The sequence below is a fragment of the Enterobacter sp. RHBSTW-01064 genome (assembly GCF_014103035.1).
Taxonomy (GTDB): domain Bacteria; phylum Pseudomonadota; class Gammaproteobacteria; order Enterobacterales; family Enterobacteriaceae; genus Enterobacter; species Enterobacter mori.
This window is the reverse complement of record NZ_JABXOU010000005.1, coordinates 40,851-64,766: the sequence shown is the minus strand read 5'-3', so window position 1 is coordinate 64,766 and position 23,916 is coordinate 40,851. Positions and strand designations below refer to the sequence as shown.

Sequence of the window (23,916 nt, the reverse complement as noted above, 5' to 3'; positions counted from 1 at the left end):
GAGGTCAATGCAAAACGGCAACCCAAGGGTTGCCGTTTTTAATGTTTTCTCCCTCTCCCAGTGGGAGAGGGCCGGGGTGAGGGCATCAGCCCGCACCAGATCACGACTTACGCGTTTTTCAGCACTTCGCTGACAATCTCTACCGCTTCTTTCTCAATCTGCTGACGGTGCTCAGCGCCGAGGAAGCTTTCGCAATAGATTTTGTACGCATCTTCCGTACCGGATGGACGCGCGGCAAACCAGCCGTTCTCGGTCATCACTTTCAGACCACCGATAGACGCACCGTTGCCCGGCGCCGCCGTCAGGCGCGCGGTGATCGGGTCACCCGCCAGGGTGCTTGCGCTGACCATCTCAGGAGAGAGTTTGGACAGAGCGGCTTTCTGAGCAGAGGTCGCGCCAGCCTGAATGCGGTTATAGCTTGGCGCACCAAAACGCTCCGCCAGCTCGTTGTAATGTTCCTGCGGGTTCTTACCGGTGACCGCGGTGATTTCCGCCGCCAGCAGGCACATGATGATGCCGTCTTTATCGGTTGACCATGGCGTGCCGTCGAAACGCAGGAAAGATGCCCCCGCGCTCTCTTCACCGCCGAAGCCGAAGCTGCCGTCGTGCAGACCGTCAACGAACCACTTGAAGCCCACCGGCACTTCCACCAGCTTGCGGCCCAGCGCCTCGACCACGCGGTCGATCATCGCGGAGGAGACCAGCGTTTTACCAACAGCCACCTCTTTGCCCCACTGCGGGCGATGCTGGAACAGGTAGTTAATGGCGACGGCCAGATAGTGGTTCGGGTTCATCAGCCCGGCAGGGGTGACGATACCGTGACGGTCATAATCCGGGTCGTTAGCAAACGCCAGGTCGAATTTATCACGCAGCGCCAGCAGACCCGCCATCGCGCACTCGGAGGAGCAGTCCATGCGGATCGCGCCGTCTTTATCGAGGTGCATAAAGCGGAAGGTCTGATCGACGTGATCGTTCACGATGGTCAGATCCAGCTTGTAGTGCTCTGCAATGCGCTTCCAGTATTCGATACCGGAGCCGCCCAGCGGATCCACGCCCAGCTTCAGACCGGCTTTCTGGATGGCCGCCATATCGACGATATCCGCCAGCCCTTCCACGAACGGCTGAACCAGATCCTGCTCTTTCACATGACCGGACGCCATGGCGGCATCCAGAGAGATACGTTTAACGCCTTTCAGATCGTCGGCTAACAGGGCGTTCGCACGGTCTTCCACCACTTTGGTGACGTTGGTGTCTGCCGGGCCACCGTTAGGCGGGTTGTATTTAATGCCACCGTCGTCTGGCGGGTTATGAGATGGCGTAATGACGATACCGTCAGCCTGTGCGCCACCTTTTTTGTTGTGTACGAGGATTGCGTTAGAGACCGCAGGCGTTGGCGTGAAACCGTTGTTCTCCTGAACAATCACATCCACACCGTTCGCTGCCAGCACTTCCAGTACGGAAATAAACGCCGGTTCAGACAGGGCGTGAGTATCTTTCCCCACGTAGCATGGACCGGTGACGCCATTTTTGGCGCGCTCTTCCGCGATGGCCTGGGCAATGGCCAGAATGTGCGGTTCGTTAAAGCTATGGCGCGCCGCGCTACCGCGGTGACCAGATGTGCCGAACTTCACTGCGTGTTCTGCGTTGCCCACGACCGGCTTCAGCACGTAATACTGCGCGGTCAGTTGAGCGACGTTAATCAAATCGCTTTGTTGTGCAGGTTGGCCTGCACGGCTGTGATTTGCCATTGCCTGGTCCTTTTGATGCAAGGGTTAAATTGTACCGCAAACCTTCTCAATCAATTCCGCCGGGAACTGCATGGACTGCATGATGTGTTCAACCATGCTGCACTTGCGGCCCGTATTGGTATTGGTGATGACCCAGTACGGTGTGCCAGGGACATGTTTAGGTTTGGTTTGATTGCCATTTTGTAACAGCGTCTGTTCGTCGCCCGCGAAATAGACACGGGTGCGACCGTGGAGCGACTCGGTCGCTTCAGCAAACGCTTTGTTATCCAGTGAATGAAGTGTAGACAGCACCAGCATAAAGCGGTTAACCGCCTTTTTCTGCTCTGCGTATTCATCAGACAGCAGCAGTTCACGTACTGCGCGCACTTTATCTTTTGCCGGTATCACGGCAGGTTTTGCTTGTGCAACAACGCTCGGCTGAGACACGACATCTTTTGTGACAGGGGTGGCAGGCTGTGAGGCGGCGGAAATTTTAAGCATGCGCCGTAAAATGTCGGACGCGCTCTCCCCGATATGCCGCGTCTGGCTGGCAATAAACTGATAGAGTTCGTCATCAACTTCGATTGTTTTCATCTTAATCCAGTGCGATATCTTATCTGAATACAAGTCGTTGGGATTATAAGGTCAAATCCCAACAGCGGATAGCGTCAAACCCGGCAGGCGGCAAAAGTCAGATTAAACTGGATCCTTGCAGCCGGGCGGCAGAATGGTCAACATGATACCCTAACCTGACATACGTAAAAAAAGAACTTTGCCATGAAATTGAATACCCGAGCGCAATCTGCACAATCGCCGAACAATAATTCTCCCATCGTACTGGTTCACGGGCTGTTTGGTAGCCTCGATAACCTGGGCGTGCTGGCGCGCGATCTGGTTTCCGACCACGATATTTTACAGGTTGATATGCGCAATCACGGTCTTTCCAGGCGTTCCGACGAGATGACCTACGCGGCGATGGCGCAGGATCTGCTGGATACGCTGGATGCACATAACCTGCAGAAGGTAACGCTGATCGGGCATTCCATGGGTGGCAAAGCGGTGATGGCCCTGACGGCGCTTGCGCCAGAGCGTATCAACGGGCTGGTTGTCATTGACGTCGCGCCTGTGGATTACAACGTCCGCCGTCACGATGAGATTTTCGCCGCTATTAATGCGGTCACAGAAGCGGGCGTCGCAACACGCCAACAGGCCGCCGCCGTAATGCGTGAGCATCTGGATGAAGAAGGCGTCGTGCAGTTCCTGCTGAAGTCGTTTGTCGACGGGCAATGGCGTTTTAACGTGCCGGTGCTCTGGGCGCAATACAACAACATCGTGGGCTGGGAAAACGTCCCCGCGTGGCCACACCCTACCCTCTTTATTCGCGGCGGAAACTCGCCTTACGTTACCGATGCCTGCCGCGACACGCTGCTGGCCCAATTCCCGCAGGCTCGCGCCCATGTGATCGCCGGTGCCGGGCACTGGGTTCACGCCGAAAAACCGGACGCCGTGCTGCGCGCCATTCGTCGCTATCTCTCTGATACTGCAAATTGATTAAAAAGAGAGCGACTGGAAGGTTGTGGGCTTCCAGTCGTTGGCGTGCCGTTTTCGGTGATGTATGATGGCGCGCTTATCGCCCGGGCATTAGCAGGGCGGCGTATTTCCCCCGAAGTCTCAGAATCATGGCCAAAGAACAAACGGACCGTACGACACTAGATCTGTTCGCGAATGAGCGTCGACCGGGACGACCGAAAACGAATCCGCTCTCGCGCGATGAACAGCTGCGTATCAATAAACGCAACCAGCTTAAACGCGATAAAAATCGTGGGCTTAAGCGTGTCGAACTGAAGCTGAACGCCGATGCTGTCGATGCACTAAATGAGCTGGCCGAGGCGCGTAACATCAGCCGCAGCGAACTGATTGAAGAGATGTTAATCACCCAACTTGAGACATTGCGCAGCAAGGCATAAGTCTGAAAATCCCCTTTATGACCCTTTTCATGTAGCACAGAGTGCAGTCCTGCGCGATAGCTGTTTCCGCAGGGTTGCCTGTTCTGCTATTATTGCCCTTATCCGTGGACAAATTGCGCCACCATACCATTAAGTTTCAAGAGGTTATTTTACTCATGGCAATCATCGGCATTTTCTTTGGCAGTGATACCGGCAATACCGAAAATATCGCAAAAAACATTCAAAAACAGCTCGGTAAAGACGTTGCCGATGTGCACGACATCGCCAAGAGCAGCAAAGAAGATCTCGAAGGCTATGACATCCTGCTGCTGGGTATCCCGACCTGGTACTACGGCGAAGCGCAGTGTGACTGGGACGATTTCTTCCCAACCCTGGAAGAAGTTGACTTCAACGGTAAGCTGGTCGCGCTGTTCGGTTGTGGCGATCAGGAAGATTACGCAGAATACTTCTGTGACGCACTGGGCACCATCCGCGACATCATTGAACCACACGGTGCGGTGATTGTCGGCCACTGGCCAACGGCGGGTTACCACTTTGAAGCCTCTAAAGGCCTGGCAGACGACGACCACTTTGTCGGCCTGGCCATTGACGAAGACCGTCAGCCGGAACTGACCGCTGAACGCGTTGAGAAATGGGTTAAGCAAGTTCGCGAAGAACTGAACCTCGACGACATTCTTAACGCCTGATTTCCCGGTGGCGCAACTCCGGTTGCGCCCGCTTACCAGGTAAAACCGATTAAATTAATTGCTACAAACTTTTAACTTTTTCGTTCAGACCTGTACAATATCCCCCTGGTAAAAAGTGGATGCCATCGAACAAGTTTGTTGGTGATACCACGTTTTTATAAGCATACTTTGCTTGAGACTTGCAGTTTTCATTTAGTCATGGCAGTTCTATAATGAGACGCATTATCCCAAGTGCATTTTCTGTCACTTCTTCTTTAGAAGTGAATCGTTTAGCAACAGGACAGATTCCGCATGACTGACAACAATACCGCATTAAAGAAGGCTGGCCTGAAAGTAACGCTTCCTCGGTTAAAAATCCTTGAAGTGCTTCAGGGGCCAGACAATCACCATGTCAGTGCGGAAGACCTATACAAACGTCTTATCGACATGGGTGAAGAGATTGGGCTGGCAACCGTGTATCGTGTGCTGAACCAGTTCGATGACGCGGGCATTGTTACCCGTCATAACTTCGAAGGCGGCAAATCCGTTTTCGAGCTGACCCAGCAGCACCATCACGATCACCTGATCTGCCTCGATTGTGGCAAGGTTATTGAATTCAGCGATGATTCCATCGAATCACGCCAGCGTGAAATCGCCGCACGTCACGGTATTCGCCTGACCAACCACAGCCTGTACCTGTATGGTCACTGTGCTGAAGGCGATTGCCGTGAAGACGACCACGCGCACGACGCGAAATAATATCGTGTTTATACTCTGAGCCAGCCATAAGGTTGGCTTTTTTTTTGCCTGTTTTTGGGCAAAAAAAAGCCCGGTGGCGCTGCGTCACCGGGCGTAAAGCAACTTATTTATTGTTACTGCGAATATCGCTCCAGATCTTATCGCAACGCTTCGCCACTTCCTGATCGTTACCGGTTTTACGCGCCTGAATGCAGGCCTGGTAATCCATCACGCGGACGTTTTCCTGCGTCGCAAACTGCTCATGCGCTTTCTCTTTCTTCAGCACGTTCAGCACGCTCTGACAGGCTTCGATTTTCTCCGGCGACCCTTCCGCTGTATTGATACAGGCGCTATAGGCCTCCTTCAGGCGGGAATCTTCTTTTGGTGCCTCAGTCTGAGCACACGCCACCAGCCCTGATGCCAGCAACGCGACGATTACGATTTTTTTCATCATGTGCAGTCTCCATACCGGCGGGACGTTGCCCGCCGGTGTGTTCATCAGAAGATAGTAAATGGCGCGATAACCATGAATTTCACGTCACGTTCATCCTGGAAGATGTTGCCGTAACCGCCCGCGTAGCTCGGGATATCGGAGTGGTTGTCATACTGCGTGAAGTGCAGTTTGAACATCGTGCCTTTCGCGCGGCCATCCTGCAGGGTGTAGATCGCATCCAGGCTGTAAGAAGACTCTTTCAGACGATAGTTTGGATCGTAGTACGCGTCCGGTGTCGCCATATCCGCAGGTTTTGCGTCCCAGGCGTAAGCGTAAGATGCACCCACCGCCCAGCCAGGCAGGTTCCAGTTTTTCAGGTCATACATTGCGCCGAAGAACACCGCTTTTTCGCCATCGGCGTTGAAGTCAGAGCGGTTATCCCACCAGATATCGAGACGACCGTTTGAGGACGCGTAGGTTGGCGTCATACGCTGCAGGAAATAGCCCTGCTGCCCTTCTGCCTTCACCCATGTTCCTTCCAGACGTAAATCGACCTGGCCCACTTTGTAGCCGAAGGTCAGTGCCTGCAGCCATGCAGTGCCGTCATAGATATCGTTAACGGTGCCATTGCTGGCTTTATCGCGCGTGCCGTAGAACTGGTAGCTGGTGCTCAGCGGGCTGCCCACAACATCAAATTTGTAGCTGGCTTTAGCAAAATACTGATCGATATACCCTTCCGCCTGACCAAATGCAGCTTCCAGGACCAGGTCGTTTTTAAAGTCGTATTTTGCGCCCAGCGAGTGGAGGTAATCGACTTTGGTTTTCTTATCGTTCTGGTAGAACTTGTCCATCTCAATGTGCCACGGTGCTTTGTACTCGTTGGTCCACATATAGGAGAAGCTCAACGCGCCCGCATCGCCGTAGTCAAAGTTAGCCCCGGCTTCCGCGCCCTGGTAGGTACCCGGCATAAAGCTCCAGTGCGGCGCTAACAGCGTTTGACCGGTTGGCTGAATATAGCCCCCGCGCGCCCACACCGGGCCGTATTTGAACTTCGCTGCTGCCTTGTACAGGCTGACACCGCTTTTATCGCCAGACCAGTCTTCTTTATACGCTTTGTTACTGGAGGAGAAGGCGATTTCATTCGGGTGTCCGCTGTCGCCGTTTTCAGCCATTTCAATGGCGGTGAAGGCAGCAATATCCAGACCGAACATATCCGCGGCATAGCCTGACTGGAAGTCCAGGTTGGCGTTCCAGGTCGAGTGCGAAAGGTTGGTTTTGTATTTGTCTTCAGTGACGTCTTTACGGTCACGCTCACGCTGCCAGTAATAAATACCGCCCGTGAGGGTAGAATCATCGATGAAACCTTCTGCCTTAGCTTCTGGGGTGATCGCCAGGCTCGACATTGCTGTCACACCGGCGATAGCCAGCGCCAGCGCACTACGTTTGCCACTGAACGTACGCATAGATTATTCCTCTTTGACGAATTAAAACGCCTCAACGGCGAAAATATAAAAGACCAAAAGGTCAGGGGTAGTTAGAAATACCCTCGAATTAACTACCGCCTTTAGGTTATTTTTCGCGACGCGAATTATCAATGCTTTTCCGTGGGCAAAAGTCAGGATTATGACGAAGTGCACATAATTCGTAGTGCTTTGTAACATTTACAGGAGAGCGAGGATTGGCGGGGAAATATCAGAAATTTCAGCGGGTAGCGCAGGTATTCGCTGTTTATTTTTCATCCTTTTTGTATTTCGTAAAAATACAAACTTTTTTTAGAAAAATAAGTAGCACCTCATTGACCTGATATTTTAGCGGCTTATCTTTAAGCCCTGGCTTAATACCATGATCATTAAATAAAAAAAACGCCGCAATAAGCGGCGTTTGTTTCTCCTTGACCAGAGCAGCAATATTATTCGCCGATCTTAGCCCAGGTGTCACGCAGGCCGACGGTACGGTTAAATACCGGTTTTTCTGCGGTGCTGTAACGGCTGTCCAGGCAGAAGTAACCTTCACGCTCGAACTGGAACGCTTTACCCGCTTCAGCCGCTTTCAGGGACGGCTCAGCGTAACCCTGCCTGATAACGAGTGATTCCGGGTTAATGGTCGCCAGGAAATCGTCAGCCGCGCCTGGGTTAGGCACGCTGAACAGACGGTCATACAGACGGATCTCAACCGGCAGCGCGTGGGAAGCGCTCACCCAGTGAATAACGCCCTTCACCTTGCGGCCATCAGCAGGATCTTTACTCAGCGTTTCTGCATCGTAAGAACAGAAAATAGTGGTGATGTTACCTTCTGCATCTTTCTCAACGCGCTCAGCTTTAATCACGTATGCATTACGCAGACGGACTTCTTTGCCCAGCACCAGACGCTTGTACTGCTTGTTCGCTTCTTCGCGGAAGTCAGCACGATCGATCCAGATTTCGCCGCTGAACGGCACGTCGCGGGTACCCATCTCCGGCTTGCTCGGATGGTTAGGCATAGACACCAGCTCGCTCTCGCCCTGCGGGTAGTTTTCGATAACCAGCTTAACCGGGTCGATCACCGCCATCGCGCGCGGGGCGTTTTCGTTCAGGTCTTCACGGATGCAGGATTCCAGAGAAGCGATTTCAATGGTGTTGTCCTGTTTGGTGACGCCGATACGTTTGCAGAACTCGCGAATTGACGCAGAGGTGTAACCACGACGACGCAGACCGGAGATGGTCGGCATACGCGGGTCATCCCAGCCTTCAACGTGCTTGTCGGTGACCAGCAGGTTCAGCTTACGCTTGGACATCACGGTGTATTCCAGGTTCAGACGAGAGAACTCGTACTGACGCGGATGCACAGGAATGGTGATGTTATCCAGCACCCAGTCGTACAGACGGCGGTTGTCCTGGAACTCCAGCGTACACAGAGAGTGCGTAATGCCTTCCAGCGCATCGCTGATGCAGTGGGTGAAGTCGTACATCGGGTAGATGCACCACTTGTTACCGGTCTGGTGGTGTTCCGCAAACTTAATGCGGTACAACACCGGATCGCGCATCACGATGAACGGAGAGGCCATGTCGATTTTGGCACGCAGACACGCTTTGCCTTCTTCGAAGCCACCGGCACGCATTTTTTCAAACAGTGCCAGGTTCTCTTCTACGCTGCGATCGCGGTATGGGCTGTTTTTGCCCGGTGCGGTCAGCGAGCCGCGGTATTCACGGATTTCGTCAGCAGAGAGTTCATCCACATACGCCAGACCTTTGTTGATCAGCTCTACAGCGTAGGCGTACAGCTGATCGAAATAGTCAGAGGAGTAGCAGATATCGCCAGACCAGCTGAAGCCCAGCCATTGCACGTCGTTCTTGATGGACTCAACGTATTCGATGTCTTCTTTTACTGGGTTGGTGTCATCGAAACGCAGGTTGCACTGGCCCTGATAATCTTGCGCAATACCAAAGTTCAGGCAGATAGATTTTGCATGCCCAATATGCAGGTAGCCGTTCGGCTCCGGCGGGAAGCGGGTATGAATTGTGGTGTGCTTACCACTGGCCAGATCTTCATCGATGATCTGACGAATAAAGTTACTCGGGCGGGCTTCTGCCTCACTCATCGTGGATTCCTCAAAGCGTAAACAACGTATAACGGCATATGATCTTATAAGCCGGACGTAGTGACAACCCTTAGTTACGGAAAATACGTATCAGATGAAAATAATGGGGGCGTTTGCTGCAAAAAAAAGCGGCGGAGGATATCCCCCGCCGCTTAAGGCATGACTCTACTCAGGAGCGATTACTTGCCTTTAATCTCATACAGTGGCGTTTGGCCCGCAATCACCTGGCCTTTCGCCTGGATAACCAGACCGCTGAAGTCGTCGATGTTGCTGCACACGACCGGGCTGATCATCGAGCGCGCGTTGGCGTTCAGGAAGTCCAGATCCATTTCCAGAATCGGCTGGCCTGCCACTACTTCTGCACCCTCTTCCACCAGGCGAGTAAAGCCCTGGCCGTTCAGCGCAACGGTATCGATACCCATGTGGACAACGATCTCCGCGCCTTTTTCCGTTTCGAGGCAGAACGCGTGGTTGGTGTTGAAGATTTTCACGATGGTACCGGCAGCAGGAGACACAACGGTTTTGTCCGTTGGCTTCACGGCCACGCCGTCACCGACCGCTTTGCTGGCGAACGCTTCGTCAGGTACTTGCTCAATGGCAACCACGTCACCCGTAACCGGGGAAACCAGCGCTGCCACCGTCACGGCGTTAGGCACGGCCTGCGGCTTCACTACCGGGGCTGCCGTCGATGCAGGCGCGCTGTCGGCTGAGGCCGCCGCTACCGGGCCACGGGCAACCACTTTCTTCATTTCGTCACCGATGGATTCCGCTTTGGCACCCACGATAACCTGGATAGTTTGTTTGTTCAGTTTAACGACGCCCGATGCGCCAAGGCGTTTACACATTGCATCGCTTACGCGCGCCGAGTCACCAACCGTCAGACGCAGACGGGTAATACAGGCATCAATGGCTTTCAGGTTGTCAGTCCCTCCGACGGCAGCGATATAGCTGGTCGCCAGCTGAGTCAGACCCTCTTCGGTATTGCTGTTGGCTTCGCTGGTCACCACTTCGTCGCTGGTATCTTCACGACCTGGCGTTTTCAGGTTAAACATGCGGATAACCGCAGTGAACAGAAGGAAGTAGACAACGAAGAAGATCAGGCCCATCACCACCAGCATCCAGACGTTACTGCTTGCCGCTGGCAGGTTGTACATCAACACATAGTCGATTGCGCCTGCGGAGAAGGAGAAGCCAGCATGGATGCCCAGCAGAGTCGCCACAAACAGGCTGATACCGGTAAGCACCGCGTGCATCAGATACAGCAGCGGAGCCAGGAACATGAACAGGAATTCCAGCGGTTCGGTTACGCCAGTCAGGAACGCGGTAATCGCAACGGACAGCAGCATACCGCCAACCATTGGGCGACGCGCTTTTGGCGCAGCCAGGTACATTGCCAGCGCAGCGCCCGGCAGACCAAACATCATGATTGGGAAGAAGCCAGACATGAACATACCCGCGGTGCCGTCACCCGCATAGAAGCGGTTGATGTCGCCGTGGAATACCGCACCTGCCGCGTTGGTGAATTCACCAATCTGGAACCAGGCGATGGTGTTCAGTACCTGATGCAAACCGGTTGGGATCAGCAGACGGTTAATGAAGCCGAAGATGCCTGCACCCATTGCACCCGCAGAGACGATCCACTCGCCGCCCGCATGGATCGCATGCTGCACCGGTGGCCAAACGTAGCCAAAGATAGCGGCCAGAACCAGACAGAAGAAGCCCGTCGCGATCGGCACGAAACGTTTGCCGCCAAAGAAGCTCAGGAAGTCTGGCAGCTTAATATTCGCCCAGCGGTTATAGACCGCACCACCGACCAGACCGGTAATGATACCCGCCAGGACACCCATGTTAATTTCAGGGTTAATGGTGACCATTGCTTTCGTCAGGATGAAGTAACCCACTGCCCCAGCCAGTGCCGCTGCACCAGCACTGTCTTTGGACCAGCTTGATGCCACACCGATGGCGAAAATCAGCGCCAGGTTGTCAAAAATTGCACCGCCTGCCTGAGCAATAAACGGCACATTAAGAAGATCGGGTTGCCCGAATCGCAGCAGCAGCGCTGCAACCGGTAGCACGGCGATAGGGAGCTGCAAAGCCCTACCGAGGCGCTGGAAAAAACCTAAAATATTCATCCTATTCCCCCTACGAGACCCCTTATTAAGGCTCGTGCATAAACTATGTTTTTATTGTGTCACGAACGATAGATACCGTTGATGATTCACTGGCAGTGTGAGTGTGTGAAAAATTAATTCGTATCGCAAATTAAACACCCGTTTTTTGTGATTTTTGTCACCAAATATCGTAATCACCCCTCCCTTCCACTGGCTAACAGCGAAAACTTATTTTATCATTCAAAAAATCAAGACGGATTGATCCGGCCTGAAAGGTTCCAGGTTACGCTTGAGTATCAGGTTGCACTAATCATCCGCCCACTTTTTTAATTAAACTTTAGAGGTGAACAATGAGACTGATCCCCCTGGCAACAGCTGAACAAGTCGGTAAATGGGCTGCGCGTCATATCGTTAACCGCATTAATGCGTTCAAACCTACCGCCGATCGTCCTTTCGTTCTTGGCCTTCCAACCGGCGGTACCCCGCTGACAGCGTATAAAGCCCTGGTTGAAATGCACAAAGCGGGCCAGGTTAGCTTTAAGCATGTTGTGACCTTCAACATGGACGAATATGTTGGCCTTCCAAAGGAACATCCGGAAAGCTACCATAGCTTCATGCACCGTAATTTCTTTGATCACGTTGATATCCCTGCTGAAAATATTAACCTGCTGAATGGAAACGCGCCTGATATTGACGCAGAATGCCGTCAGTACGAAGAAAAAATCCGTTCTTACGGTAAAATCCACCTGTTCATGGGTGGCGTGGGCAACGATGGTCATATCGCGTTCAACGAACCAGCGTCTTCTCTGGCTTCCCGTACCCGTATTAAGACGCTGACCCATGACACCCGCGTGGCAAACTCCCGTTTCTTTGACGGCGACGTGAACCAGGTTCCAAAATACGCCCTGACCGTTGGCGTAGGCACCCTGCTGGATGCCGAAGAAGTGATGATCCTGGTACTGGGCGGCGTGAAAGCGCAAGCACTCCAGGCTGCCGTTGAAGGCAACGTTAACCACATGTGGACCATCAGCTGCCTGCAGCTGCATCCTAAAGCCGTCGTCGTGTGTGACGAACCGTCCACGATGGAGCTGAAAGTGAAAACGCTGAAATACTTCAACGAGTTAGAAGCAGAGAACATCAAAGGTCTGTAATTGAATAACCGCCTCTGTATGCAGGGGCGGTCGCTTTTTTTAAACCGGGGGTCGTTATGTACGCTTTAACCCACGGTCGGATTTATACCGGCCATGAAATTCTGGATGACCACGCGATTGTTATCGCGAATGGCCTGATTGAACGTGTTTGTCCGCTGGCAGAACTGCCGCCGGAGATTGAACAGCGCTCACTCAATGGAGCAGTAATCTCCCCCGGTTTCATCGACGTACAGCTTAACGGCTGCGGCGGTGTGCAGTTCAATGACACCGCGGATGCCGTGACGGTCGAAACGCTGGAGATCATGCAGAAAGCCAACGAGAAATCGGGCTGCACCAGCTATTTGCCAACGCTCATTACCAGCAGTGATGACCTCATGAAGCAGGGTATTCGCGTGATGCGTGAATACCTGGCCAAACACCCTAATCAGGCGCTGGGTCTGCACCTTGAAGGGCCGTGGCTGAACATGGTGAAGAAAGGTACGCATAACCCGGACTACGTCCGCAAACCGGACGCTGAGCTGGTCGACTACATGTGTGCTAACGCCGATGTGATCACCAAAGTGACGCTGGCACCTGAAATGACCGGTACTGACGTTATCAGCAAACTGGCTGCCGCCGGGATCGTGGTGTCAGCGGGTCACTCAAACGCCACGCAGAAAGAAGCGAAAGCCGGTTTCCGCGCAGGTATTACTTTTGCGACGCATCTGTACAACGCAATGCCGTATATTACCGGTCGCGAGCCGGGGCTGGTTGGCGCGATTCTGGATGAACCAGACGTTTACTGTGGCATTATCGCAGACGGCTTGCACGTCGATTTCACCAACATTCGCAACGCAAAACGCCTGAAAGGCGACAAGCTGTGTCTGGTGACAGATGCCACAGCGCCAGCAGGGGCAAATATTGAGCAGTTCATTTTTGCTGGTAAAACAATATACTACCGCAATGGACTCTGTGTGGACGAAAACGGCACGCTGAGCGGTTCCGCCCTGACCATGATTGAAGGGGTACGTAACCTGGTTGAGCATTGCGGCATTGCGCTTGATGAAGTGCTGCGTATGGCGACGCTTTATCCGGCTCGCGCAATGGGCGTGGATAAACAGCTTGGCGGAATTGCACCGGGTATGGTTGCAAACCTGACGGCGTTCACACACGATTATAAAATTATTAAGACCATCGTTAATGGTAACGAGGTCGTCACTGAGTAAGTAAAAGTATGACACCAGGCGGACAAGCTCAAATCGGTAATGTCGATCTCGTTAAACAACTTAACAGCGCGGCGGTTTATCGCCTGATTGACTCACACGGGCCAATCTCTCGAATTCAGATAGCCGAACAAAGCCAGCTTGCTCCCGCCAGCGTAACAAAAATTACGCGTCAGCTTATTGAGCGCGGTCTGATCAAAGAAGTCGATCAGCAGGCCTCCACCGGGGGCCGCCGCGCCATCTCCATCATTACCGAAACCCGCAATTTCCAGGCGATTGGCGTGCGTCTTGGGCGTCACGACACCACCCTTACGCTTTACGATCTGAGCAGTAAAGCCATCGCTGAAGAGCACTATCCGCTTCCGGAGCGCACCCAGGAGACGCTGGAACACGCGCTGCTGAACACCATCGCGCACTTTATTGAGAGCTGTCAGCGTAAGATCCGCGAACTTATCGCTATCTCAGTGATCCTGCCCGGCCTTGTCGACCCGGAAAGCGGCGTGATTCGTTACATGCCGCATATCCAGGTCGAGAACTGGGGGCTGGTCGACGCGCTGGAAAAGCGCTTTAAAGTCACCTGCTTTGTGGGACATGATATTCGCTCGCTGGCGCTGGCTGAGCACTACTTTGGTGCAAGCCAGGACTGCGAAGACTCCATTCTGGTGCGCGTACACCGGGGGACGGGTGCGGGCATTATCTCGAATGGCCGCATTTTTATCGGTCGCAACGGCAACGTCGGCGAGATTGGTCACATTCAGGTTGAACCGCTCGGCGAGCGCTGCCACTGCGGCAACTTCGGCTGCCTTGAAACGGTTGCCGCCAATGCCGCCATCGAGCACCGCGTTCGCCATCTGCTGGAACAGGGCTATCAAAGCCGTGTAACGCTGAACGACTGTAAGATCGGCGCCATCTGCAAAGCCGCTAATAAAGGCGATGCGCTGGCCTGCGAAGTGATCGAGCAGGTTGGACGCCATCTTGGCAAAACCATCGCCATTGCTATCAACCTGTTTAACCCGCAAAAAGTCGTGATTGCCGGGGAAATCGTCGAAGCCGAAAAAGTCTTACTGCCCGCCATTGAAGGTTGCATCAATACCCAGGCGCTGAAAGCGTTTCGTCAGAATTTACCGGTAGTGCGATCTACATTGGATCACCGCTCCGCAATTGGTGCGTTTGCCCTTGTAAAACGCGCCATGCTCAACGGGATCCTGCTCCAGCATTTGCTGGAAAGTTGATCGGGACTTATAGTAACGCCTTCTTTTTTTGATGCCGGATTGTCCATGACCATTAAGAATGTAATTTGTGATATCGACGGCGTGCTGATGCACGACAACGTTGCCGTGCCGGGTGCTGCGGAGTTTCTTCACCGCATCATCGACAAAGGAATGCCTCTGGTTCTTCTCACGAACTACCCTTCCCAAACCGGTCAGGATCTGGCAAACCGCTTTGCCACGGCGGGCGTCAACGTGCCGGACAGCGTGTTTTATACCTCCGCGATGGCAACCGCTGATTTTCTGAAGCGTCAGGAAGGAAAAAAGGCCTATGTCGTCGGTGAAGGCGCGCTGATCCACGAGCTGTATAAAGCAGGCTTTACCATTACCGATGTGAACCCGGACTTTGTGATTGTCGGCGAAACGCGCTCCTTTAACTGGGAGATGATGCATAAAGCTGCCTATTTTGTCGCCAGCGGCGCGCGCTTTATCGCCACCAATCCGGATACGCACGGCCGTGGTTTTTATCCGGCCTGCGGCGCGCTGTGCGCCGGTATTGAGAAAATCTCCGGTCGTCAGCCGTTTGTGGTCGGTAAACCGAGCCCGTGGATCATTCGTGCCGCGCTGAACAAGATGCAGGCACACTCCGAAGAAACCGTGATTGTCGGCGATAACCTGCGCACCGATATTCTGGCCGGTTTCCAGGCGGGTCTAGAGACCATCCTGGTGCTTTCTGGCGTCTCTCAACTTGATGACATTGACGCGATGCCATTCCGGCCAAGCTGGATTTACCCCTCCGTCGATGAAATCGACATTATCTGATACCCAACCACGCCTCAGGGCGTGGTTTTTCATTTCTGGCTCGCAAAACCGAAGCGCTATCTAATAAAAAACGCCTTCTATTAAATAATCCTCAATAAAAGCGCGTCAGGCGTACGCTTTTTTCAACATTCAGCAATCACTGTTGCACTATTTGCGTTTTCTTCGGCAAAACGCTTGCGCCCCCTCACCCTTTGCGGCATTTTCATAAGCAAGCAACATTACAAAGCAACAGGGTTAACGGAGAAGGTTATGTGTTCAATTTTTGGCGTACTGGATATTAAAACTGACGCGGTCGAACTGCGTAAAAAGGCACTCGAACTGTCGCGCCTGATGCGCCATCGCGGCCCGGACTGGTCAGGCGTTTACGCCAGCGATAAAGCGATTCTGGCCCACGAACGTCTGTCGATTGTTGACGTCAACGCCGGAGCACAGCCGCTGTATAACGAGAAAAAAACGCACGCGCTGGCTGTGAACGGTGAAATCTACAACCATCAGGCGCTGCGCGCAGAGTATGGCGATCGCTACGCGTTTCAGACCGGCTCTGACTGCGAAGTGATCCTGGCGCTGTATCAGGAGAAAGGCCCAGAGTTCCTGGACGACCTGCAGGGCATGTTTGCCTTCGCCCTGTACGACAGCGAAAAAGATGCTTACCTGATTGGCCGCGACCACATCGGCATTATCCCGCTGTACATGGGCCACGATGAGCACGGTAACTTCTACGTGGCGTCTGAAATGAAGGCCCTGGTCCCGGTGTGCCGCACCATTAAAGAGTTCCCGGCGGGCAGCTACCTGTGGAGCAAAGACGGTGAGATCCGCCAGTACTACCAGCGCGACTGGTTCGACTACGACGCGGTAAAAGACAACGTGACTGACAAAGCCGAGCTGCGTCAGGCGCTGGAAGACGCCGTGAAAAGCCACCTGATGTCAGACGTGCCGTACGGCGTGCTGCTCTCCGGCGGGCTGGACTCCTCCGTGATCTCCGCGATCACCAAGAAGTTCGCCGCGCGCCGCGTAGAAGATCAGGAACGCTCTGAGGCCTGGTGGCCGCAGCTGCACTCCTTTGCCGTTGGCCTGGAGGGTGCGCCTGACCTGAAAGCCGCGCAGGAAGTGGCAAACCATCTCGGCACCGTGCACCACGAGATTCACTTCACCGTGCAGGAAGGTCTGGATGCGATCCGCGATGTGATCTATCACATTGAAACCTATGACGTGACCACCATCCGCGCCTCTACGCCGATGTACCTGATGTCGCGTAAGATCAAGGCGATGGGCATCAAGATGGTGCTGTCCGGTGAAGGTTCTGACGAAGTATTTGGCGGCTATCTGTACTTCCATAAGGCGCCAAATGCTAAAGAGCTGCACGAAGAAACCGTGCGTAAGCTGCAGGCGCTGCACATGTTTGACTGTGCGCGTGCCAACAAAGCGATGTCCGCCTGGGGCGTGGAAGCGCGCGTGCCGTTCCTGGACAAGGCCTTCCTTGACGTGGCGATGCGCATTAACCCGCAGGATAAAATGTGCGGCAACGGCAAAATGGAAAAACATATTCTGCGCGAATGTTTTGAATCCTACCTGCCGGCGAGCGTTGCCTGGCGTCAGAAAGAGCAGTTCTCCGATGGCGTAGGTTACAGCTGGATCGACACCCTGAAAGAGGTGGCCGCAAAACAGGTTTCTGACCAACAGCTGGAAACCGCGAGCTTCCGCTTCCCGTACAACACGCCGGGCTCGAAAGAGGCGTATCTGTACCGTGAGATCTTCGAAGAGCTGTTCCCGGTTCCGAGTGCCGCTGAGTGTGTACCGGGTGGCCCGTCCGTCGCCTGCTCTTCCGCCAAAGCCATTGAATGGGATGAATCTTTCAAATCCATGAACGATCCATCAGGACGCGCGGTAGGCGTTCACCAGTCAGCCTATAAATAACGTTCAGATTGTAATCAGGCCCTCCGGGGCCTGATTTTTTTGCCCCACTTTTCACCCGTCAAAAACGATAAATAACCAATAATTGTCGAATATTCGGCCTCGCTGTTCGCAACCTAACCAAACAGTCACATTCCGGCTATTTTCGTTGAAAAAGGTGTTGACGCTGCAAGGGTCTATACGCATAATGCGCCCCGCAACGCCGATAAGGTAACGCGAAAAAAAGATGGCTACGTAGCTCAGTTGGTTAGAGCACATCACTCATAATGATGGGGTCACAGGTTCGAATCCCGTCGTAGCCACCATCTTTTTTTGCGGGAGTGGCGAAATTGGTAGACGCACCAGATTTAGGTTCTGGCGCCGCAAGGTGTGCGAGTTCAAGTCTCGCCTCCCGCACCATTCCCAAGTAAGCGTTGCACGGATGGGGTATCGCCAAGCGGTAAGGCACCGGTTTTTGATACCGGCATTCCCTGGTTCGAATCCAGGTACCCCAGCCATATTTCTTCGATTTTGCGGTTCTCCGCGGTATTGGGGTATCGCCAAGCGGTAAGGCACCGGTTTTTGATACCGGCATTCCCTGGTTCGAATCCAGGTACCCCAGCCATCGAAGATTGCAGTACTGGCTACGTAGCTCAGTTGGTTAGAGCACATCACTCATAATGATGGGGTCACAGGTTCGAATCCCGTCGTAGCCACCATATTAGTAATCTGTCGAATGATTCGATAGACTAAAAAAAATTGTTGGGGTATCGCCAAGCGGTAAGGCTCTGGTTTCTGATACCAGCATTCCGAGGTTCGAATCCTCGTACCCCAGCCAATTTAAAAAGTCGTTAAGCAGTTTGTTTAACGCAATTGGGGTGTCGCCAAGCGGTAAGGCACTGGTTTCTGATACCAGCATTCCGGGGTTCGAATCCCTGCACCCCAGCCAATCAGTAACAAAAAAGCCCGCTCTGCGGGCTTTTTTGTTTTTGTTGTTCAGAATTGTGCGGCCTGATGCCCTCACCCTGGCCCTCTCCCACAGGGAGAGGGAATAAAGATTAAAGGCCCAGGGCGTATTTCAGGGCCTGACGCTTCAACCCGCCTGCACGCTCTGCCGCCATCAATCCAATATTTCGCAAAATGCGCACCGGCCCCAGGTCGTTGCTGAACCCTGCGTAGAACAGATCCATCCCCGACTGCATGATGAAGTTATCCGCCATGCGACGCGTCTGGTAGCGCTTCAGTACCCTCTGGCTGGACCAGGCCTCAGCGTGAGCGCGCGCTTTGCCTAACACGTCCAGCAGGGCGTCAACGTCACGATACCCGAGATTCACCCCCTGCCCGGCCAGCGGGTGAATGGTGTGTGCCGCATCCCCCACCAGGGCTAACCCTTCACGGGCATACTGCAGGGCATGGCGGCGCGTGAGCGGGAATGCGCCAGCCGCAACCGGCGTGACGTGGCCCAGGCGGCTCGGGAAGTGCAGCAGAATCTCACGCTGCAGCTGTTCCATGGTAAGCCCCTGCAGCTGACGAATGCGCGCCGGCTTGTCGTACCACACCAGCGAGGCCCAGTTATCAAACAGCGGTAAAAACGCGTGCGGGCCGTTCGGGGTGAAGTGCTGCCAGGTGCTTTCACCCGGCGCATTTTCTGACTGAACGGTGATCAGCATGCAGGACTGCTGATACTGCCAGGCGTGAACCCCAATACCGGCCATCTGCCTGACCTGCGAGTTGGCACCATCGGCTCCCACCACCAGCTTCACGGCCAGCTCATCGCCGTTATCCAGCGTCAGCACATATCCACCCGGTTGATGATGCAACGCCTTGAGGGAATCAGGAACGCGCAGCGTGACGTTCGGGTGCGCCTCCAGCGCCTGCCAGAGCGCGAGCTGGAGCACGTTGTTCTCTACCATATAGCCCAGGCGCGGCAGCTTCAGCTCGGCGGCATCAAACGCGACGTGGGCATTTTCCCACTCCCAGGTTTCGAGGCGGCTGTAAGGATGGGCGCGCATCGCCAGCACCGCCTCCCAGACGCCCAGCCCGCGCAGCAGATCGACCGACGCCGCGCTTATCGCAGAAATGCGCACGTCCGGTTTGCTGGCGGGATCAAAGGCCGGCGGGGCAGCCTGTTCAATAACGGTCACCTCATATCCCTGCTGTGCCAGCCCCAGCGCCAGCGCGCCGCCGACCATACCGCCGCCGACAACGGCAACTTCGGTGTGTAGGAGTGTCATGGTCATTTTTCCTTATTGGAGAATCCCTTAAGTTTACCGGATTTTTGCGGTCTTGAGACGCATAACCTTCATACTGGTCACAACCCCACCAAAGCATTACAATACGCGGCTTGCAATCCTGAGCTGAGCAAGTCGATGACGAAAAAACTCCATATAAAAACCTGGGGCTGTCAGATGAACGAATACGATTCATCTAAGATGGCCGATCTGCTGGATTCAACCCACGGATACCAGCTGACAGAAAACGTGAAAGAAGCGGACGTGCTGCTGCTGAACACCTGTTCGATTCGTGAAAAAGCGCAGGAAAAAGTCTTTCACGTATTAGGCCGCTGGAAGCTTCTCAAGCGCAAAAATCCGGACCTGATCATCGGCGTGGGCGGCTGCGTTGCATCGCAGGAAGGTAAGCTGCTCCGCCAGAGAGCCCCCTATGTGGACATTGTCTTTGGCCCGCAGACCCTGCACCGCCTGCCGGAGATGATCAATAAAGTGCGCGGCAACCGTAGCCCGGTCGTTGACGTGAGCTTCCCGGAAATCGAAAAATTTGACCGTCTGCCAGAGCCGCGCGCCGATGGCCCGACCGCCTTCGTCTCCATCATGGAAGGCTGCAACAAATATTGTACTTACTGCGTGGTGCCTTACACCCGCGGTGAAGAGGTCAGCCGCCCGGCGGATGACATTCTGTTTGAAATCGCGCAGCTTGCCGCACAGGGCGTTCGCGAAGTGAACCTGCTGGGCCAGAACGTTAACGCCTGGCGCGGTGAGAACTACGACGGCACCACCGGCAGCTTTGCTGAACTGCTGCGCCTGGTGGCTGCGATTGACGGCATTGACCGCATTCGCTTTACCACCAGCCACCCGATGGAATTTACCGACGACATCATTGACGTGTATCGCGATACGCCAGAGCTGGTGAGCTTCCTGCACCTGCCGATTCAGTGTGGCTCTGACCGCGTGCTGAACCTGATGGGCCGTCCACATACGGTGCTGGAGTATAAATCCACCATTCGTAAGCTGCTTGCCGCGCGTCCGGATATCCAGATCAGCTCCGACTTTATCGTTGGCTTCCCTGGCGAAACCACCGATGACTTCGAGCGCACCATGAAGCTCATTGGTGAAGTGAATTTTGACGTCAGCTACAGCTTCATCTTCTCTGCGCGTCCTGGAACACCTGCGGCCGATATGGTTGACGATGTGCCGGAAGAAGAGAAAAAGCAGCGTCTGTATATTCTGCAGGAGCGTATTAACCAGCAGGCCAACGCGTGGAGCCGCCGTATGCTCGGCACCGTTCAGCGCATTCTGGTGGAAGGCACCTCGCGCAAGAGCATTATGGAACTGTCCGGTCGTACCGAAAACAACCGCGTGGTGAACTTTGAAGGCACCCCGGACATGATCGGTAAATTCGTGGACGTCGAGATTGTCGACGTGCTGACCAACTCGCTGCGCGCGAAGCTGGTACGCACCGAAGACGAAATGGGCCTGCGAATTGCTGAATCTCCGGAATCCGTTATCTCTCGCACTCGCAAAGTCAACGATTCAGGCGTGGGCATTTACCAGCCGTAATCCTTCTGGCCTGCCTTTCCGGCAGGCCTTGTATTTCCTCTCGTCGTCCCAATATGCATAGCAATGCTTGCGCCTTTAATCTAAGGCGTGAATACTTTCGGTAATGACAGTTTTATGTCGCCAGGCCTACAAAACACTCAAAGAGGAACGGTTTGAATATAGACACGCGTGAAATTAGCCTTGAGCCCGCAGACAACGCTCGCCTGCTGAGCCTGTGCGGGCCGTTTGATGACAACATCAAACAACTGGAACGACGTCTGGGTATCGAAATCAATCGTCGCGATAACCATTTCAAACTCACCGGACGCCCTATCTGCGTCAACGCGGCTGCGGATATTCTGCGCAGCCTGTATGTCGATACCGCCCCAATGCGTGGCGAGATTCAGGACATCGAACCGGAACAAATTCACCTCGCCATTAAAGAGGCACGCGTGCTTGAGCAAAGCGCGGAAAGCGTGCCGGATTACGGCAAGGCGATCAACATCAAGACTAAACGCGGCGTCATTAAGCCACGTACGCCGAACCAGGCGCAGTATATCGCCAATATCCTCGACCACGACATCACCTTTGGCGTGGGCCCGGCAGGTACGGGTAAAACCTATCTCGCCGTTGCCGCTGCGGTGGATGCGCTGGAGCGTCAGGATATCCGTCGTATTCTGCTGACCCGCCCTGCCGTTGAAGCGGGTGAAAAACTGGGCTTTCTGCCGGGCGATTTAAGTCAGAAAGTGGACCCTTACCTGCGTCCGCTTTATGACGCGCTGTTCGAGATGTTAGGCTTTGAGAAAGTTGAAAAGCTGATTGAGCGTAACGTGATTGAAGTTGCGCCGCTGGCCTACATGCGTGGCCGTACGCTTAACGACGCGTTCATCATTCTCGATGAGAGCCAGAACACCACCATCGAACAGATGAAGATGTTCCTGACGCGTATTGGCTTTAACTCGAAAGCGGTTATCACCGGTGATGTCACCCAGATCGACCTGCCGCGCAGCACCAAATCTGGCCTGCGCCACGCCATTGAAGTCCTGGCCGAGGTCGATGAAATCAGCTTCAACTTCTTCCACAGTGAAGACGTCGTTCGCCACCCGGTGGTCGCACGTATCGTTAACGCCTATGAAGCCTGGGAAGAGGCAGATCAAAAACGCAGGGCCGAACAGGCCGCGGAACGTAAGCGCGAAGCGCAGGAGCAAGAACAGAAATGAGTCAGGTGATCCTCGATTTACAGCTGGCCTGTGAAGACAATTCCGGCATGCCAGATGAGGCACAGTTTCAGAAATGGCTGGATGCGGTTATCCCCCAGTTTCAGGAAGAATCAGAAGTCACGATTCGCCTGGTGGATGAAGCAGAAAGCCATGAGCTTAACCTGACCTACCGCGGGAAAGATAAGCCGACCAACGTGCTCTCTTTCCCGTTCGAAGCGCCACCGGGCATCGAGATGCCGCTGCTTGGCGATCTGATCATCTGCCGTCAGGTGGTTGAACAGGAAGCCAAAGAGCAGCAAAAGCCGCTCGACGCCCACTGGGCGCATATGGTGGTACACGGCAGCCTGCACCTGCTGGGCTACGATCACATTGAAGATGACGAAGCGGAAGAGATGGAGTCCCTCGAGACAGAGATAATGCTTGCTCTGGGCTATGAGGATCCGTACATTGCCGAGAAAGAATAGTCGGTCTAACGCCTGACTAACATGCCGCCGCGTAAGGACATCGCGCGGCGGTAAACATTGAACTCACAAGAGAACCCTTAACAAACGCCATGAGCGACGACAATTCACACAGTAGCGACACGACAAACAGTAAAAAGGGATTTTTCTCCCTCATTCTGAACCAGCTTTTCCACGGCGAACCGAAAAACCGTGATGAACTGCTGGAGCTGATTCGTGATTCCGGGCAGAACGACCTTATCGACGAAGATACGCGCGAAATGCTCGAAGGGGTCATGGACATCGCCGACCAGCGCGTCCGCGACATCATGATCCCCCGCTCGCAGATGATCACCCTGAAACGTAACCAGACGCTGGACGAGTGCCTCGATGTGATCATCGAATCCGCCCACTCGCGTTTCCCGGTCATCAGCGAAGACAAAGATCACATCGAAGGGATTTTGATGGCCAAAGATCTGCTGCCGTTTATGCGCAGCGATGCCGAAGCCTTCAGCATGGAAAAAGTGTTACGCCAGGCCGTGGTTGTGCCGGAAAGTAAACGTGTGGATCGGATGCTGAAAGAATTTCGCTCTCAGCGTTACCACATGGCGATTGTTATTGATGAATTCGGCGGCGTCTCAGGTCTTGTCACGATCGAAGATATTCTTGAGCTGATCGTAGGCGAAATCGAAGACGAGTATGACGAAGAAGAAGATATCGACTTCCGTCAGCTTAGCCGCCACACATGGACCGTGCGCGCGCTGGCCTCGATTGAGGACTTCAACGACGCCTTCGGCACTCACTTCAGCGATGAAGAGGTCGATACCATAGGCGGACTGGTGATGCAGGCCTTTGGTCATCTTCCGGCGCGCGGAGAGACCGTTGACATCGACGGTTACCAATTCAAAGTCGCCATGGCCGACAGCCGACGTATTATTCAGGTTCACGTCAGAACGCCGGACGACTCACCGGTGCCAAAACTGGAAGATTAA

20 protein-coding genes, 7 tRNA genes and 1 pseudogene are annotated in these 23,916 nt (G+C 54.0%); 21 read left to right on the top strand and 7 right to left on the bottom strand.

From position 1 onward, the window contains the following. Nucleotides 1-107 precede the first annotated feature (107 nt). Both pgm and seqA read right to left on the bottom strand, forming a co-directional pair. The gene (gene pgm, locus HV355_RS15715; RefSeq protein ID WP_182402571.1) at nucleotides 108-1,748 is read right to left on the bottom strand and encodes a phosphoglucomutase (alpha-D-glucose-1,6-bisphosphate-dependent); all 1,641 of its coding nucleotides are present in this window, start codon (nucleotides 1,746-1,748) and stop codon (nucleotides 108-110) included. Between the two features lie 24 nt (nucleotides 1,749-1,772). Beyond that, complete coding sequence (seqA, locus tag HV355_RS15710; RefSeq protein WP_010428659.1) at nucleotides 1,773-2,321, bottom strand: replication initiation negative regulator SeqA; 549 nt, start codon at nucleotides 2,319-2,321, stop codon at nucleotides 1,773-1,775. Between the two features lie 183 nt (nucleotides 2,322-2,504). Between seqA and ybfF the strand changes: the two genes are divergently transcribed. The 4 genes from ybfF to fur all read left to right on the top strand — a co-directional run bounded on the left by ybfF (nucleotide 2,505) and on the right by fur (nucleotide 5,118). Beyond that, entirely contained in the window at nucleotides 2,505-3,278 is a 774-nt protein-coding gene (gene ybfF, locus HV355_RS15705; protein ID WP_182402569.1) for an esterase, read from the top strand. A gap of 128 nt (nucleotides 3,279-3,406) precedes the next feature. Continuing rightward, nucleotides 3,407-3,694 carry a LexA regulated protein gene (gene ybfE, locus HV355_RS15700; protein ID WP_010428654.1) on the top strand — a complete coding sequence of 96 codons (288 nt, stop codon included), beginning with the start codon at nucleotides 3,407-3,409 and terminating at the stop codon, nucleotides 3,692-3,694. Between the two features lie 155 nt (nucleotides 3,695-3,849). After that, a complete protein-coding gene (gene fldA / locus HV355_RS15695; RefSeq protein WP_089598899.1) occupies nucleotides 3,850-4,380 on the top strand; it encodes a flavodoxin FldA in 531 nt (176 codons plus the stop codon). A 291-nt stretch (nucleotides 4,381-4,671) separates the two neighbouring features. After that, nucleotides 4,672-5,118, top strand: coding sequence for a ferric iron uptake transcriptional regulator (gene fur / locus HV355_RS15685; RefSeq protein ID WP_010428651.1), 447 nt, complete (start codon nucleotides 4,672-4,674; stop codon nucleotides 5,116-5,118). A 103-nt stretch (nucleotides 5,119-5,221) separates the two neighbouring features. On the opposite strand, the gene chiQ is transcribed toward fur, so the two are convergent. Next, the gene (gene chiQ / locus HV355_RS15680) at nucleotides 5,222-5,548 is read right to left on the bottom strand and encodes a ChiQ/YbfN family lipoprotein (protein ID WP_010428646.1); all 327 of its coding nucleotides are present in this window, start codon (nucleotides 5,546-5,548) and stop codon (nucleotides 5,222-5,224) included. Nucleotides 5,549-5,595: 47 nt separating this feature from the next. Next, entirely contained in the window at nucleotides 5,596-6,993 is a 1,398-nt protein-coding gene (gene chiP / locus HV355_RS15675; RefSeq protein ID WP_120159152.1) for a chitoporin, read from the bottom strand. A 91-nt stretch (nucleotides 6,994-7,084) separates the two neighbouring features. Between chiP and HV355_RS24280 the strand changes: the two are divergent. Further along, nucleotides 7,085-7,168, top strand: a pseudogene (locus HV355_RS24280) (methionine synthase); the annotation flags it as partial. Between the two features lie 271 nt (nucleotides 7,169-7,439). On the opposite strand, the gene glnS reads toward HV355_RS24280, so the two are convergent. Next, the gene (gene glnS / locus HV355_RS15670; RefSeq protein WP_010428641.1) at nucleotides 7,440-9,107 is read right to left on the bottom strand and encodes a glutamine--tRNA ligase; all 1,668 of its coding nucleotides are present in this window, start codon (nucleotides 9,105-9,107) and stop codon (nucleotides 7,440-7,442) included. Between the two features lie 179 nt (nucleotides 9,108-9,286). Then, the gene (gene nagE / locus HV355_RS15665; protein WP_126815869.1) at nucleotides 9,287-11,239 is read right to left on the bottom strand and encodes a PTS N-acetyl glucosamine transporter subunit IIABC; all 1,953 of its coding nucleotides are present in this window, start codon (nucleotides 11,237-11,239) and stop codon (nucleotides 9,287-9,289) included. A 329-nt stretch (nucleotides 11,240-11,568) separates the two neighbouring features. Here nagE and nagB point away from each other — a divergent pair, with 329 nt between their 5' ends. The 12 genes from nagB to HV355_RS15605 all read left to right on the top strand — a co-directional run bounded on the left by nagB (nucleotide 11,569) and on the right by HV355_RS15605 (nucleotide 18,440). Next, nucleotides 11,569-12,369 (top strand): glucosamine-6-phosphate deaminase, encoded by an 801-nt coding sequence (gene nagB, locus HV355_RS15660; protein ID WP_010428635.1) that lies wholly within the window; start codon nucleotides 11,569-11,571, stop codon nucleotides 12,367-12,369. Nucleotides 12,370-12,425: 56 nt separating this feature from the next. Beyond that, entirely contained in the window at nucleotides 12,426-13,574 is a 1,149-nt protein-coding gene (gene nagA, locus HV355_RS15655) for an N-acetylglucosamine-6-phosphate deacetylase (protein WP_108415857.1), read from the top strand. Between the two features lie 8 nt (nucleotides 13,575-13,582). Beyond that, nucleotides 13,583-14,803, top strand: coding sequence for an N-acetylglucosamine repressor (locus HV355_RS15650; protein WP_010428629.1), 1,221 nt, complete (start codon nucleotides 13,583-13,585; stop codon nucleotides 14,801-14,803). A gap of 45 nt (nucleotides 14,804-14,848) precedes the next feature. Beyond that, complete coding sequence (gene nagD / locus HV355_RS15645; protein ID WP_010428628.1) at nucleotides 14,849-15,601, top strand: ribonucleotide monophosphatase NagD; 753 nt, start codon at nucleotides 14,849-14,851, stop codon at nucleotides 15,599-15,601. A gap of 249 nt (nucleotides 15,602-15,850) precedes the next feature. Then, nucleotides 15,851-17,515 carry an asparagine synthase B gene (asnB, locus tag HV355_RS15640; RefSeq protein WP_119935076.1) on the top strand — a complete coding sequence of 555 codons (1,665 nt, stop codon included), beginning with the start codon at nucleotides 15,851-15,853 and terminating at the stop codon, nucleotides 17,513-17,515. A 225-nt stretch (nucleotides 17,516-17,740) separates the two neighbouring features. Next, nucleotides 17,741-17,817 (top strand) — tRNA-Met (locus tag HV355_RS15635). A 9-nt stretch (nucleotides 17,818-17,826) separates the two neighbouring features. After that, nucleotides 17,827-17,911, top strand: a tRNA-Leu gene (locus HV355_RS15630). A gap of 23 nt (nucleotides 17,912-17,934) precedes the next feature. Next, a tRNA-Gln gene (locus tag HV355_RS15625) sits at nucleotides 17,935-18,009 on the top strand. Nucleotides 18,010-18,041: 32 nt separating this feature from the next. Then, nucleotides 18,042-18,116 (top strand) — tRNA-Gln (locus tag HV355_RS15620). 17 nt (nucleotides 18,117-18,133) lie between these two features. Further along, nucleotides 18,134-18,210: transfer RNA gene (locus tag HV355_RS15615), tRNA-Met, on the top strand. A 44-nt stretch (nucleotides 18,211-18,254) separates the two neighbouring features. Further along, nucleotides 18,255-18,329, top strand: a tRNA-Gln gene (locus tag HV355_RS15610). A gap of 36 nt (nucleotides 18,330-18,365) precedes the next feature. Next, nucleotides 18,366-18,440, top strand: a tRNA-Gln gene (locus HV355_RS15605). A gap of 109 nt (nucleotides 18,441-18,549) precedes the next feature. Here HV355_RS15605 and ubiF read toward each other — a convergent pair. Beyond that, nucleotides 18,550-19,725: a 3-demethoxyubiquinol 3-hydroxylase gene (gene ubiF, locus HV355_RS15600; protein ID WP_182402566.1), complete on the bottom strand. Its 1,176-nt coding sequence runs from the start codon at nucleotides 19,723-19,725 to the stop codon at nucleotides 18,550-18,552. Between the two features lie 135 nt (nucleotides 19,726-19,860). Between ubiF and miaB the strand changes: the two genes are divergently transcribed. The 4 genes from miaB to corC all read left to right on the top strand — a co-directional run bounded on the left by miaB (nucleotide 19,861) and on the right by corC (nucleotide 23,916). After that, nucleotides 19,861-21,285, top strand: a complete 1,425-nt coding sequence (gene miaB, locus HV355_RS15595) for a tRNA (N6-isopentenyl adenosine(37)-C2)-methylthiotransferase MiaB (RefSeq protein WP_182402564.1) — start codon at nucleotides 19,861-19,863, stop codon at nucleotides 21,283-21,285. Nucleotides 21,286-21,437: 152 nt separating this feature from the next. Beyond that, on the top strand, nucleotides 21,438-22,484 hold the full coding sequence (locus tag HV355_RS15590) for a PhoH family protein (protein ID WP_010428617.1): 1,047 nt from the start codon (nucleotides 21,438-21,440) through the stop codon (nucleotides 22,482-22,484). Beyond that, a complete protein-coding gene (gene ybeY, locus HV355_RS15585) occupies nucleotides 22,481-22,948 on the top strand; it encodes an rRNA maturation RNase YbeY (RefSeq protein ID WP_010428616.1) in 468 nt (155 codons plus the stop codon). Before HV355_RS15590 ends, ybeY begins: the two co-directional genes overlap by 4 nt. 89 nt (nucleotides 22,949-23,037) lie before the next feature. Then, nucleotides 23,038-23,916, top strand: coding sequence for a CNNM family magnesium/cobalt transport protein CorC (gene corC / locus HV355_RS15580; RefSeq protein WP_010428614.1), 879 nt, complete (start codon nucleotides 23,038-23,040; stop codon nucleotides 23,914-23,916).

Bases quoted from the DNA above. Each gene is read 5' to 3' on its own strand.
- pgm (WP_182402571.1), bottom strand. From the start codon at position 1,748: ATGGCAAATCACAGCCGTGCAGGCCAACCTGCACAACAAAGCGATTTG.
- seqA (WP_010428659.1), bottom strand. From the start codon at position 2,321: ATGAAAACAATCGAAGTTGATGACGAACTCTATCAGTTTATTGCCAGC.
- ybfF (WP_182402569.1), top strand. From the start codon at position 2,505: ATGAAATTGAATACCCGAGCGCAATCTGCACAATCGCCGAACAATAAT.
- ybfE (WP_010428654.1), top strand. From the start codon at position 3,407: ATGGCCAAAGAACAAACGGACCGTACGACACTAGATCTGTTCGCGAAT.
- fldA (WP_089598899.1), top strand. From the start codon at position 3,850: ATGGCAATCATCGGCATTTTCTTTGGCAGTGATACCGGCAATACCGAA.
- fur (WP_010428651.1), top strand. From the start codon at position 4,672: ATGACTGACAACAATACCGCATTAAAGAAGGCTGGCCTGAAAGTAACG.
- chiQ (WP_010428646.1), bottom strand. From the start codon at position 5,548: ATGAAAAAAATCGTAATCGTCGCGTTGCTGGCATCAGGGCTGGTGGCG.
- chiP (WP_120159152.1), bottom strand. From the start codon at position 6,993: ATGCGTACGTTCAGTGGCAAACGTAGTGCGCTGGCGCTGGCTATCGCC.
- glnS (WP_010428641.1), bottom strand. From the start codon at position 9,107: ATGAGTGAGGCAGAAGCCCGCCCGAGTAACTTTATTCGTCAGATCATC.
- nagE (WP_126815869.1), bottom strand. From the start codon at position 11,239: ATGAATATTTTAGGTTTTTTCCAGCGCCTCGGTAGGGCTTTGCAGCTC.
- nagB (WP_010428635.1), top strand. From the start codon at position 11,569: ATGAGACTGATCCCCCTGGCAACAGCTGAACAAGTCGGTAAATGGGCT.
- nagA (WP_108415857.1), top strand. From the start codon at position 12,426: ATGTACGCTTTAACCCACGGTCGGATTTATACCGGCCATGAAATTCTG.
- HV355_RS15650 (WP_010428629.1), top strand. From the start codon at position 13,583: ATGACACCAGGCGGACAAGCTCAAATCGGTAATGTCGATCTCGTTAAA.
- nagD (WP_010428628.1), top strand. From the start codon at position 14,849: ATGACCATTAAGAATGTAATTTGTGATATCGACGGCGTGCTGATGCAC.
- asnB (WP_119935076.1), top strand. From the start codon at position 15,851: ATGTGTTCAATTTTTGGCGTACTGGATATTAAAACTGACGCGGTCGAA.
- ubiF (WP_182402566.1), bottom strand. From the start codon at position 19,725: ATGACACTCCTACACACCGAAGTTGCCGTTGTCGGCGGCGGTATGGTC.
- miaB (WP_182402564.1), top strand. From the start codon at position 19,861: ATGACGAAAAAACTCCATATAAAAACCTGGGGCTGTCAGATGAACGAA.
- ybeY (WP_010428616.1), top strand. From the start codon at position 22,481: ATGAGTCAGGTGATCCTCGATTTACAGCTGGCCTGTGAAGACAATTCC.
- corC (WP_010428614.1), top strand. From the start codon at position 23,038: ATGAGCGACGACAATTCACACAGTAGCGACACGACAAACAGTAAAAAG.